This is a genomic window from Xanthovirga aplysinae (genome assembly GCF_009711365.1).
GTDB lineage: Bacteria > Bacteroidota > Bacteroidia > Cytophagales > Cyclobacteriaceae > Xanthovirga > Xanthovirga aplysinae.
Genome location: NZ_SMMB01001244.1, coordinates 1 through 13,755, shown reverse-complemented (window position 1 = coordinate 13,755; position 13,755 = coordinate 1). Strand labels below are relative to the sequence as shown.

Genomic DNA, 13,755 nt, shown 5'->3' with positions numbered 1-13,755 from the left:
GGGATTAATCGAGAACTCCATATGGGGATCATTTCAAGGGGTTTTTTAAGAAGTTTTTAAATATAATTTTGATTCTTTTATTATTCCCAGGGCTCAATAGCCCTGGGAATACCTAATTAAATATATTATTCATACCGAATAGAATTCACCGGATCATCAGTTGCCGCTTTAATGGCATGAAAGCTCATGGTTAACCAGGCTACGAAAAAGGAAAGTCCTGCTGCAATTAAAAATACCCCTATACCAATAGAAATACGGTAGGTAAATCCCTGTAGCCAGTCGTTCATCACATACCAAGCAATAGGACTAGCGATGATAAAAGAAATTAAAATCAGTTTTGCAAAGTCTTTGGACAATAGCAAAACAATACCTTTGGTGGATGAGCCCAGTACCTTTCTTACTCCAATCTCCTTTTTTCGTTGTTCTGCAGTAAAGGCAGCTAGACCAAAAAGCCCTAAACAGGCAATAAAAATTGCTAAAGCAGAAAAGGTTGCGATCATTTTCCCTGTTTGCTGCTCACTTCTATACAATTGATCAAAAGTATCATCTAAGAAGTTATAATTAAAAGGTTGACCAGGAGCCATTTCCTTCCACTTCTGTTCCAAATAGCTAATGGCTGCTTTTGCTTGATTTCCCTGGAAGCGAAAGGTCATCATACGATTATTTTGACCTAAATGCATTACTAGGGGTTTTACCTCTTCTCGAAGAGAACCTACATTAAAGTCTTTTACTACCCCAATAATATGAAAATATGGTGCTTGTTTATAATCCTCATTAAATTCATAACCTCCACTAATCCTGGCTCCAATAGGATTTTCTAAGCCGTATTTTTTTACCGCTGTTTCATTTATAACTACGGCCGTGGAATCAGAACCATATTCGGCAGAAAAAAAACGCCCCAAAGCCATCTCCATACCATAAGTACCCAAATAATCTAAGTCAACGGTAAAATCATTCAGTACGACACTTTCCTTACTAACTTCTTCTTCATAGCTATTCCGGCTAAAACCGAAATAATCATTTACAACAGGAATATATCCACTTATGCTCGCTGCCTTGAAGAGAGAATTTTCTAACACTTGCTGTTTGAAAGCATTAATGTCCGATTCCAAAAGATCAGGATCTTGTAAAACAAGAATTTGTTCTCGATCATAACCAGGATCAGACTTTTGAACAAAGGAAAGTTGCTTATAAATTACAACTGTGCCAACGATTAGAAATATAGAGACCCCAAACTGCATCACCACTAAAAGGTTTCTTAGCTTTCCACCCTTTCTTCCTGATTTAACACTTCCTTTCAATACAGCTGCCGGCTGGAAAGAGGATAAATAGAAAGCCGGGTAAGCCCCTGCTAAAATGGCTAAGAGTAAGGTTAGTCCACTACCTACCAACCAAAAAAGACCATTATTTGTATAATTAACTAGCAGCGACTTTTGGGCCAATTGATTAAAAGCAGGCAAACTAATTTCGACAAATAGAAGAGCCAGAGCAAATGCCACAAGACTTAATATTAGGGACTCTGCTAAAAACTGCCCTTTTAACTGCTGACCATAGGCACCAAGTACTTTCCGCATCCCCACCTCCTTTGCACGATCAGCGGAACGAGCAGTAGCAAGATTTACATAATTGATACAAGCAATAATTAAAATAATAAGGGCAATTGTAGAAAAAATGTATACGAAAATAATCCCTTCTTCACTTCCTGGCCCATCACTCTTCGAATACAAGTGAATATCTTTCACTGGCTCCAAGTGATAAGAAATTTCTGCTTGTCCATATTCTTCCATAAGCTCAGCCCAACTCTTTCCCTTCCATTCTTCTAGTAAGGGAGCATAATGCTTTCGAACAATCTCTTCTTTAAATCTATTCTCCAGGCTTTCAGGGCTAACTCCCTCTCTTAATTTTACATAAGTAAAAGAGTTAAAACCTGTCCAACTTTCATAAGTCGGTTCATCCATAACTTGAACAGAAGCAAAAGCCTCAAAATTGATATGCGTATTTTGAGGCATATCCTCAAAAACTCCAGTCACCCTCATCGCTTTTTCATGATCTAGTAGTAAAATTTTGCCGAGAGCCTCTTCTTTTCCAAATATTTTTTTTGCTAAACTCTTATTTAGAATAATACCATTAGGATCTTTTAAGGCGACTTTTCCACTTCCTTCTAAAAAGTTCAATTTGAGTAATTGAAATAAAGTGGAATCCGCATAAGTAAAGCGTTCAACCTTGAAGGAGTTTTCACCAAAAGTCAAAAGGGCACTACTTAAGCCTTTATATCTTCCGGCTTGCTCCACTTCTGTAAACTCCTCTTTTAATGTTGCTGCAAATAATGAAGGAATATTAGCCTGCTTATAAGGATTTTCCCAGTTGAAGCTCACGTAGACTCTATACAAACGATTCAAGTCGTCGTGCTGTTTGTCATAGCTTAATTCATCCTGTACCCATAAAAAGATCAGCATACAGGAAGTTAGACCAACAGCAAGGCCCATGATATTTATAATAGAATAAAATTTATGCTTAATTAAATTTCGAAAAGCAATCTTAACGTAGTTTTTGAGCATAGCTGAAAAATGATAAGTTGTACAACTGGAACTTTCCAAGAAGTATGCCACAAAAAAAAGGCTTTAAAGCTCCCTAAACAAGCATTTTTCGAGAGATTCCGTCCGATAGAAGACAATTACGTTCGCTGACGGACGGTATATAGTTTCTCCCCCTCGAAAGTTTAGAACCCTTGGGTGATTACTCCTACCTGATTGAATAAAAATATCACTCATATCGAATAGAATTTACTGGATCATCTGTTGCCGCTTTTATAGCATGGTAGCTCATGGTGATCCATGCCACTAAAAAGGAAAGTAATCCCGCTATGGCAAATACGCCCGGTCCCAAAGAAGTTCTGAAGGCAAATGCTTGCAACCAATCATTCATGACCCACCAAGCGATAGGAGAGGCGATCACAAATGCAATTAAAACGAGTTTTACAAAATCTTTGGAAAGCAGAACCACGATTGCCTGAATGGAAGATCCAAGCACCTTACGTATACCTATTTCTTTTCGGCGTTTTTCTGCAGTGAAGGCCGCTAGACCAAATAGCCCCAAGCAAGCAATAAAAATAGCTAAACCCGAAAATACAGCAACGATTTCTCCTGTTCTTTGGTCTTCCTGATATACTTTGTTAAACCGGTCGTCAAGGAAGGAATACTGGAATGGTTCTCCTGGAGCCATTTGTTTCCATTGGCTTTCAAGTAAAGTAATAGCTTCCGAAGCACGGTTTCCATCGATACGGAAGGAAATATTACCTGTACTTCTACCTAAATAAAAAGCCAAAGGACTGATATCCTCTCTCATGGATTCATAATTGAAATCTTTTACTACTCCAATAATGGTTTTTCCTTCCTTATCTCCATTTGGATAGGCTTTTTTGCCTAAAGGGTTTACATATCCTAGTTTCTTAACGGCTACTTCATTGATCACAATTGCTGAGGAATCAGAAGGAAAGTCAGGGGAAAAGAAACGTCCTTGTACCAGTTTCATTCCAAAAGTTTTTACATAGTCATAATCTGTATAAAATTGTCGCATATTGAATAAGCCATTTTCGGATTGTTGCCCCTCCGGGCTGTATCCACTCATGGATTTGTCGGGACTAGGAAGAGGTAAATAACCTGAGACAGTCCCAGATTTGAAAAGAGAACTCCTCAAAAGTTCTTCTTTGAATGGTTGGACCTGATTTCCCAGGGCATAGGCATCATGAAGAATAAGTACTTGTTCTTTATTAAATCCTGGATCTGCATTTTGGATGAAACCGAGCTGCTTGTAAATGACAGTGGTGGCTACCAATAAGAATATAGATACACCAAACTGAAAGACAACCAATGAACTACGAAAATTTCCTGTCTTTGAGCTTTTATTTAGACTTCCTTTTAGAACCTTAACAGGATTAAAAGCAGACAGGTAAAAGGCCGGATAACTTCCTGAAATAATGCCTACTAGTAGAATAATTCCTCCAATTGAAAGGAGTAAAGGCCAATTGTTCCAGTAATGGGTGCTAATGGATTTTTCTGCAAGTTGATTGAAAGCAGGCAGACTCAGTTCTACTAAACCAATGGCCAGACAAAGGGACAGAATACTAAGGAGGAGGGATTCTGATAAAAACTGTCCCACCAGTTGCTTTCCAAGGGCCCCCATAGTCTTACGAATACCCACTTCTTTGGCTCGTTCCACAGAGCAGGCAGTGGCTAAATTCATGTAATTGATGCATGCGATCAATAGAATCAAAATCGCAATGGCCGAGAATACATAAATTACCGTCATACTACCGTTTGGTTCATGCTCAGCCAGCATAGAAGACTTTAGGTGTATATCCTTCACCGGTTGTAGTTTAAAATTAAGGCGGTTCCCTCCCTGAATATTTTCTTCCAAATTGACTCCCAGCTTTTGTTCAAATTCCGGTTTTACATAATTATTTACTAAATCTTCCAGTTTGCCTTCAAGCTCTTTGGCTGAGGCATTTTCATTCAACTCTATATAAGTGATGAAATTGGAGCTCATCCAGCTTTGGTCATTGGGCCGGACCTTCCTGGCAGCCATGGAATAGAAAACACTGTAATGAAAATGTGATTGTTCAGGGATATTTTCAAATACCCCGCTTACCTTATAATTGCGGCGGTTGTCTAAAAGAATAGTTTTACCCAGAGGATCCTCATTAACAAATATCTTTGAGGCAGTTTCTTCATCAATAATTAAGGTATTTGGTTCGGATAAAGCAGTTTTGGGGTCACCTTTTATCAGAGGAATGGAAAACATCTCAAGCAGGCTGGGGTCAGAATAGGCCGTTTTTTCTATTTTATGGCTGTTGTCTTTGTATTTGATCAGACCACTAAACCATTTTCGGATTCTTGTTGACTGTTTTACTTCCGGAAAATCATTTTTTAAGGCTTCTGCAGCAGGGTAGGAAAGAATGGCCTCCTTTTTATCTTCTCCCCTAAGGGTGAAATCTAAGTATACCCTATATAGGCGGTCGATTTTGGGATGGTGGCTGTCATAGTTCATTTCGAACTGAACGTAGAAGAAAATCAACAGACAGCAGGCCATACCTACTGCTAATCCCAGTAGGTTTAACAGGGAATAAAATCTATGTTTTAGGAGATTTCTAAGGGCAATTTTAAGGTAGTTCTTTATCATAGCTTTTATTTTTTAACCCCTCATTAATTTTAAAACTTTGTTTGATAAAAATAAAATTATCACTCGTATCGTATGGAATTCACTGGATCATCGGTTGCGGCTTGGATGGCATGATAGCTCATGGCTAGCCAAGCAATTAAGAAAGTGATAGCTCCAGCTATTACAAAAACATCCATTCCAAATGGGGTCCGGTACTGAAAATTTTGAAGCCATCCATCCATAAACCACCAGGCTAAGGGACTTGCTAATAAGAATGCAATAAGAATAAGTCTTGCAATTTCTTTAGATAATAGGAAGATTATACCACTTATGGAGGCACCTAAAACTTTTCTAATGCCAATTTCTTTTCGGCGTTTTTCGGTCGTAAATCCCGCTAACCCAAGAAGCCCTAAGCAAGCAATAAAGATGGCAAGTACTGCAAATAGGGCCAGCGTTTTTCCAATTCGCTGTTCTCGGTGGTACATGCTTTGAAACTGATCGTCCATAAAGGAATAACTGAAAGCCTGCCCTGGTGCAAATTCTTGCCATTTTTTTTGTAGTAAGTTGAGCGCTTCATTTATATCTTCTCCTTTTATCCGGAAGGAAATTTTATTCCTCCAATAAGCGGATCCAACACCCGTATCCAAGTGCAGGACTAAGGGACCTATGTTTTCCCTCAGAGATTCGAAATTGAAATTTTTTATCACTCCAATGATAGTGAAACTACCATTATTAATTGTTTTTCCTATAGGATGATCGAAACCTAATAGTTGGGCTGCTTCTTCATTGATAACCACCGCAGAAGAGTCGGAAGGGAAATCAGAAGAAAAAAAACGACCTTGCTTCATTTTCATGCCCATAGTTGTAAGGTAATCTTTATCCACATTCCAGCTTTGTGCATTAAAGAAATTTTCATTTTCTATCCATGTTTTCGGATAATAAGGAGCATTATTTCTATTGGAAGGTTTTACAGGTAAAAATCCGGTGATTGTACTTGAGTTAAACATGGGGTAGGCTAAGATTTCCTGCTTAAAAGAATTTCTTTGCTTCCCCAAACTGTTTGTGTCATTTAAAATTACAACCTGTTCCCTTTTGAATCCAGGATCTGTATTTTGAATAAATTGTAATTGTTTATAAATGACAACTGTACTTACCATCAGGACAATGGTAATTCCAAATTGAAGCACTACTAAAACACTTCGAAGCTTTCCACTTTTTACGCCGGCGGTTTGCTCTCCTTTTAATACCTTAGTAGGGGAAAAAGAGGATAGGAAAAAAGCAGGATAGCTTCCTGACAGTATACCAACAGTAAGCAGAATGGTTATAATGCTAAGCATAATGTGCCAATTCTGTATATAGCTTGTAGTGAGGGTTTTCCCTGTAAGCTGATTAAATGCTGGGAGGCTAATTTCCACTAACATTAATGCCATGATAATGGCGAATCCGCTTAAAAGAATGGATTCAGAAAGGAATTGGCGAATTAAGTGTAGGCGAAGAGCCCCCAAAACTTTTCTGACACCTACCTCTTTTGCTCTTTCGGCTGATCGGGCAGTAGCCAGATTCATGTAATTAATGGCGGCTATGAGCAAGATGAAGAAGGCAATGGTGGTGAATACATATACATATGTGATATTTCCATTAGCTTCGAATTCACCCCATAAATTTGAATGTAGATGAATGTCTGTTAGTTTTTGTAAGAAATATTGACGTTTATTCCCTTCTGAAAAATAGGTTTCCAAGCTTCTGCCATATTTGACTTTAATTTCTGGTCCCATATAACTTTTAATCAACTTAGGGAACCTTTCTTCTAGAGATGCTGGATTACTTCCCTCTGCTAAAAGAATGTAAGTGATAAAATTCAAATTATCCCAACTATCTATCCATTGTTTTTCATTTTGCTCTCTAAATTTTGTCATGGACAAAAGGAGGTCGGCATGAAAGTGGGAGTTTTCTGGTAGGTCTTCAAATACCCCGCTTACCTGATAGTTTTCTTGGTCGATAATGAGCATTTTACCAATTGGGTTTTCTTTGCCAAATATCTTTTGGGCGGTTGATTGACTAAGAACTATAGAATGGGGATTAGTTAAGGCAGAAAAGGAATTTCCTTTGATTAATGGTATACTGAAGACATCAAATAAAGAAGGCTCCGCATAAATTGTTCTTTCAATGTTAAATGAATTCTCTTGATAGGTCGTCAAAGTTTCACCTTCATTCCAGATACTGACTGATTCTTCTACTTCCGGGTAATCACTTTTTAAGGTTTTGGCCAATGGCCCAGGAGTTTCGACTGCTTTGAAACCTTTCCCCAGGGAAAGATCTTCTGTGGCTACCCTAAAGATCCTGTCTGCTTTTGTATGAAAAGTATCGTAACTTAATTCGTCCTGCACCCAAAAGAAGATCAGCATGCAACAAGCCATGCCTACCGCCAACCCAAGTACATTAATGAGGGAATAGAACTTATGTTTGAGTAAATTCCTAAGGGCAGTTTTGAAGTAGTTTTTTAGCATAATTCAGATAGTGGTATTGCCAAATTTGATTCATTTTTGTAAGGTACTGAAAGCAAGAGTTTCATATAACTCCGGAAAAAAATCTCAATTTTAATAAAAAATGAAAAATAAAACTTCTTTCCCTTACAAAATGAATCTTATTATTCACTATTAATTGAAAGTTGGAATGACAAAATGTATGCCATTAAAAATAGGCTCTGAAAGTTTTTAAATGGGGTTTATATGAAAAGTGACGTCCGTTAGCAGACAGTTTTGTGCGCTGACGGACGGAATATAATCTTAGTGATTTTTATAATAAAAAATGTCAGTGTCTACTGCCCTATTCATATTTTATAGCCTTCACAGGATCATCCACAGCGGCCTTAATCGCATGGAAGCTCATGGTTATCCAAGCTACCAGAAAGGATATAAGACCTGCTACCAAAAATACTCCCGCACCAATAGAGGTACGATGGGCAAAACCCTCTAACCAATTGTTCATTACCCACCAGGCGATTGGGCAAGCTAAAATAAAGGCAATCCCTAAAAGTTTGGCAAATTCCCTGGATAGAAGCAAAACAATATTACTCACAGTGGAACCTAACACTTTTCTTACCCCAATTTCTTTTTTACGTTGTTCAGCCGTAAAAGCAGCTAAGGCAAAGAGACCTAGACAGGCGATAAAAATAGCCAGTCCAGCGAAAATAGCAAAAATCTGTCCTCTTCTTTGTTCCTGCTCATACATTTGGGTAAATCGTTCATCAAGGAATGAGTAACTAAAAGGTTGACCGGGGGCCATTTTATTCCATTCTTCTTTCAGGGAAGCAATGGCTTCCGAGGTATGTTTCCCCTCAATACGAAATGAGATTAATCCTGTATTTCTTCCTAATCTAAATACTAAGGGCGCAATTTCATCCTTCAATGATTCAAAGTTGAAGTTTTTTACTACCCCAATAATTTTATAGGTCCCTCCATTTAGGGTTTTTCCCACGGCCCCTTCAAGTCCCAAGCGTTTTACGGCTGCTTCATTAATGACTATTGCTGAAGAGTCTGAAGGAAAATCAGGAGAAAAAAATCTCCCTTTAGCCATTTGAAGGCCTAAAGTTTTTGCATAATCGTTATCTACATACCAGGTCTGAGGATAGATATCATCATTGGTGGTTTTGGCTCCTACCCAATAATTAGAGGTATTTCGGCTGGATGGGCGCACTGGCAAAAATCCTGAAATCGTGGCTGCTTTGAAATTAGTTTTTCGGAGCATTTCCTGTTTAAATGATTCTACTTTTTTATCCAAAGCATAGGCATCTTGTAAAATTAATACCTGTTCTTTATTAAAACCCGGATCTGTATGATTGATGTAATGGAGTTGCTTATAAATTACTACCGTACCCACGATCAGAAAAATAGAAATCCCAAATTGTAATACTACAAGGGCACTTCTCAATTTTAGTCCTTTTGTCCCAGTGGATACCCCCCCTTTCAGGACATTAGTCGGTTGAAATGCAGATAAAAAGAAGGCAGGATAACTTCCCGAAACCAGTCCCACTATAAGAATGATGAAGGCTAAAAAAGAAAGAAGTTGCCAATTCCAGAAGTAATATGAGGAAATAGATTTAGCCGCCAATTGATTAAAAGCAGGGATAGTTAACTCTACCATAAATATGGCCAGTAGGACAGCCACCAAACAAAGTAAGATAGATTCTGATAAAAATTGTTTGACTAGCTGTGCACGAAAGGCTCCCATTACTTTGCGAACCCCAACTTCTCTGGCCCGTTTGGCGGATCGTGCGGTAGCCAAATTCATATAATTTATGCTGGCTATGAATAAAATAATTAATGCAATGGCTGAAAAAACATACACATAAGCAGCACTTCCATTGGGCTCCATTTCAAAAGGCAAATTGGAATGCAGGTGAATATCTTTTACGGGTTGCAAAAGGTATTGTCGTTCCTTCCCAGATTCAAAGGCGGTCTCTATACTTTCACCGTAATAGGATTCAAACTGCGGTCCCATGTATCGGCGTATCAAATCCGGAAATTTAGCTTCTAGTGCTTGAGGGTCTGCCCCTTCTTTCAGGGCTACATAAGTGGAGAAATTCAGATTAAACCAGCTTCCAAACCAACTTTTGGAAGCATTCTCCCTAAATCCACTCATGGCTGCAATCATATTAAAATGAAAGTGCGCATTGGAAGGAATATCTTTATAAACCCCAGAAACCTTATAGGTATATTCTTGCTCAAGGGTAATTATTTTTCCTAATGCACTTTCTTTTCCAAAAATCCTACGTGCGGTAGATTCATTAAGGATGATATGGTTAGGTTCTGCTAAGGCCGTTTTGGGATCTCCTTCCAATAATTGAAAGCTAAAAACATCAAACAAAGTGGAGTCTGCAAAATGTACATTTTCAATTTTATAGGTATTATTTTCAAAGGTTAGTAAGGCACTTCCGTAATCTCTGAAACTCACGGCTTCTTCCACTTCAGGGAAGTCTCTTTTTAATGTCTCCGCCATCAACCCTGGAGTAATAGGAATAACAGATCGCCCCCCATCATCATAATCTGAAGTATTTACTCGGTACAGACGTTCGATTTTTTCATTATGTAGGTCATAACTCAATTCGTCCTGTACCCAAAAGAAAATCAACAGGCAACAAGCCATACCCACAGCTAGACCCAATACATTGATGAATGTATAAAACTTGTGTTTCAATAAATTACGATAGGCAATTTTGAAGTAGTTAAATAACATAATATATGTTAGAATTTTATGGCATTGGAATTAATTGTTTTTCCTAATGCCAAGAAATGTGCCATTAAAGTGAACCTTTTTTTAGGCAATAGAGAGACCTTTTTGAAAGGTAAATGACCGATAACGGTCAATAACGACCGCTGTCGGACGAATTTATAGTTTTAGTCTCATTTTGTTGAACAAAATAAAAAAGTAAATGAACTGTGCTGATCCCTTTCAATTGAGAAAAGAAATAGCAGGAGTTTATACTCTTTAAGATTCCATTTTAATTTAAATAGGATTTAAAATTTTTAATTCCCTTGCCTAGTCCTTCTAATATTAATCCCCGCCTTAATTTTTTGCAAAAGGAAATCCATTTTGATATTAAATATTGGGATTATCCTAAGCCCTATATTTAAATCAAATCAAATTCTTTTAGTTACCAGGGTACATAAGAATTTACCAATATTATTAATAGCACTTTTTGAATAGAGGAATAATCATGTTTTCCCAGTTCCTTAACATAATATAACAACAGGAGGTTGATTAGATAGTGGCTGCTTATAGAGGGAGCTTTTCTTGCCAGAAAGCTTAAAACAAGATTTTCCCAAATTAATGGTCAAATTTAAGATTTTATATGAAAACTCTCCCTGTGCCATTTTAATTCTGGAGAAGGAACAGATTACTGACTGTAACAAAGCGGCTGTTCGTTTATTTGAGGTTAAGGATAAGGCTTCACTATTAAACATAACCCCACCTTTTTTTATGGCTCCTACCAAGCAGCCCAATGGAATTACCACAATAGATTTATGGAAAGAAAAGCTGACGCAATTTCAAAAGGAGGGGGAGCAACATTTTGCCTTCTATTCCAAAACCTTAAAAGGTAAAGAATTCTGGGCTGAATTGCATTTTGTATTTCTGCATGAAGAAGCCACTATTCCTACCTATGCGATTTATTGGAAGGACATCTCTGAGCTAAGGGAGGCAGAGAAAAATTTCAATCGCTTTGTGGAATCTTCCCCAGATGTCATTTATCGAGTGGATCGAAACTTTAATTTTCTATTTGTTAATGATCGATCAGAGGAAAGTACAGGTAAAAAGGGGAGTTATTTTATAGGAAAAAGTATTTATAATGTCGGGTTTCCCAAAAAGGTTGTTGCAGTATGGGATAAAACGCTAAAGAAGGTTTTTAAAACAGGCAAAGAAACCAGGGTAGAGTTTTTGTTTAGCAAAGACATTTGGTATGATCGATACATGATTCCTGAAAAAGATGAACATGGGGATGTGAACTACGTTATTGGTTTTTCCCGTGATATTAGTAAAAGAAAAAAAGCGGAGAAGGAATTATTGTTAAAACAAAAGCAACTTCAGTTTGCCTTGGAATTTGCTCAATTGGCCTATTGGGAAACCGACCTCCCAGAAGGAATTTCTTTTATTGATCCACCCATATTGAAAATGTATGGATTAAAGAATGTTCGAAAGCCTATTAAGGTGGCCCTTGAGGATTTTTTTGAACAGCATATAGTCCCGGAAGATGTTGACCGGGTAAAAAAAGTTTGGAAAGAATTAGCCGAAGGAAGATTGAAAAAGGCATCTGTAGAATATTGTGTTTTAAGAGATGGGGAAAAAAAATATCTCATATCTGGTGGAGTACTCATTAAAGATGAAGAAGGAAGAAATCGAAAAATTTATGGCATAACACAGGATATCACCGAGTTGAAAAAGAGGGAGGTAGAACTTAAAATGTATCGTGATAAATTGGAGGACTTGGTGGAGGAAAGGACCAAAGAATTAAAAGAAAGTCAGGAATATTTTAAGGTAGCTATACAAATGGCAAACCTTTGGAGGTGGGAATATGATCCCAGTAGTGGGGATTATATCGCCGACGAGTATGGCGTTAAACTAGTGGGATTAAAGAATATTAAAAGAAGGCTTAAGGATGGTCGAGTGGTATTCATTCAAAATGAATGGTTAAAATTTGTTCATCCAGATGATCTAAAATTATTTGGTGTTGATAAAAGATTTCAGCAGACCCATGTGGGAGAATTACCTACAGAATTAATTTTTAGATTAATTGATAAAGAGGGGAGGACACATTATTGCTATACTAATAGGATATCAGCAATGGATCCTTTAACTGGAAAGTTAATTAAAAGGTATGGGGTCACTCAAGACATTACCAGAATTCGGGAGGCGGAAGCTGAAAAAGAGAGATTGTATAGAATTGTGGAGTCTACTTCCGATATTATTGCTATTGTTGATACTGATAAAACATTAGTATACCTCAATAAAGCGGGATTGGATTTTTTTGGTATTACCACGGATACCAACCTATCAGTTTGGCAATTTCCCTACAAAAAAGGAGAACCAAGTTTTGAATTTCTAAAGGAAGAAAGTATAAATGAGGCTCTTCAGAATATAATCTGGAATGGAGAAAATGTTCTGATTAATAAATATGGAGAATGGGTGCCAGTTTCTCAAGTAGTCATTGCACATTTTACGGCAGAAGGGAATCTGGAGTGCTTTTCAACAACAATTAGAGATATGACCGCACGAAAAAGGGTGGAGGAGGAGTTACGATTTAAAAACAACGAATTGGACACTTTCTTGTACAAAACCTATCATGATCTTCGCGGTCCGGTAGCAAGTTTAAAGGGGATAAATAGATTGGCTCGGAAAGAAGTACACGAAATTAAAGCCTTACATTATTTCCGGATGAATAATAATGAAGTGGATAAATTGGACGAAATTGTTCAGTCTTTGATTAATCTTTCGGAGATAAAAGAAAAGGAATTGATCAAGAAGCCTATTAATTTTTCATTATTGATTGATACTTGCCTTGATAATTTAAGGAAAGTTCCGGGGTTTAATAAAATTTCTTTTCGCCTGGAAATCAGCCCAGAAAAAAGTTTTATCTGTGATGAAAGCTTATTGAAAATTATTTTTATAAATGTGATTAAAAACGCTATTCAATATAGAAACCCAAATGTGGATTCCTATATCAATATAGTGGTGAGTAGAAGAGCCGATCAACTTATGATAAAGGTTTTCGATAATGGACAGGGAATACCTTCTGAGTTAAAAGAGAAGGTTTTTGATATGTTTTTTAGGGCTAATGTTTCTTCTCATGGTCCAGGACTGGGATTATATTTAGTGAAAAATGCTGTAGATGCTTTGGGGGGAAGAATAAGACTCCAATCCGAAAAAGATCATGGGACTACAATTTTAATTTTTTTACCTTTTGTCCATCAAAAGGATACCATTTAGGAAAGTTGGGGAAATAATAACCCAAATGTGGCTCCAGCATTTGGCCGGAACCATGAAAGGGCATAATTATAAAGATATTTAAAATTTGCAGAGCACTAATTGAAATAAAGAATTCAT

5 protein-coding genes are annotated in these 13,755 nt (G+C 37.3%); 1 reads left to right on the top strand and 4 read right to left on the bottom strand.

Going from position 1 to position 13,755, the window contains the following annotated elements:
* Positions 1–125: 125 nt before the first annotated feature.
* From E1171_RS18835 to E1171_RS18820, 4 genes are all read right to left on the bottom strand, one after another.
* Positions 126–2,609, bottom strand: a complete 2,484-nt coding sequence (locus tag E1171_RS18835; RefSeq protein WP_155207607.1) for an ABC transporter permease — start codon at positions 2,607–2,609, stop codon at positions 126–128.
* Positions 2,610–2,763: 154 nt separating this feature from the next.
* Positions 2,764–5,178, bottom strand: coding sequence for an ABC transporter permease (locus tag E1171_RS18830; RefSeq protein WP_155207606.1), 2,415 nt, complete (start codon positions 5,176–5,178; stop codon positions 2,764–2,766).
* Between the two features lie 59 nt (positions 5,179–5,237).
* Positions 5,238–7,664, bottom strand: coding sequence for an ABC transporter permease (locus E1171_RS18825; protein WP_155207605.1), 2,427 nt, complete (start codon positions 7,662–7,664; stop codon positions 5,238–5,240).
* Positions 7,665–7,983: 319 nt separating this feature from the next.
* Entirely contained in the window at positions 7,984–10,392 is a 2,409-nt protein-coding gene (locus E1171_RS18820; protein WP_155207604.1) for an ABC transporter permease, read from the bottom strand.
* Positions 10,393–10,986: 594 nt separating this feature from the next.
* Between E1171_RS18820 and E1171_RS18815 the strand changes: the two genes are divergently transcribed.
* On the top strand, positions 10,987–13,638 hold the full coding sequence (locus E1171_RS18815; RefSeq protein WP_155207603.1) for a PAS domain-containing sensor histidine kinase: 2,652 nt from the start codon (positions 10,987–10,989) through the stop codon (positions 13,636–13,638).
* The last annotated feature ends 117 nt before the right edge of the window (positions 13,639–13,755 follow it).

What these genes read in the sequence shown, in the direction of transcription:
- E1171_RS18830 (WP_155207606.1), bottom strand. Translation starts at nt 5,178, where the DNA reads ATGATAAAGAACTACCTTAAAATTGCCCTTAGAAATCTCCTAAAACAT.
- E1171_RS18825 (WP_155207605.1), bottom strand. Translation starts at nt 7,664, where the DNA reads ATGCTAAAAAACTACTTCAAAACTGCCCTTAGGAATTTACTCAAACAT.
- E1171_RS18820 (WP_155207604.1), bottom strand. Translation starts at nt 10,392, where the DNA reads ATGTTATTTAACTACTTCAAAATTGCCTATCGTAATTTATTGAAACAC.
- E1171_RS18815 (WP_155207603.1), top strand. Translation starts at nt 10,987, where the DNA reads ATGGTCAAATTTAAGATTTTATATGAAAACTCTCCCTGTGCCATTTTA.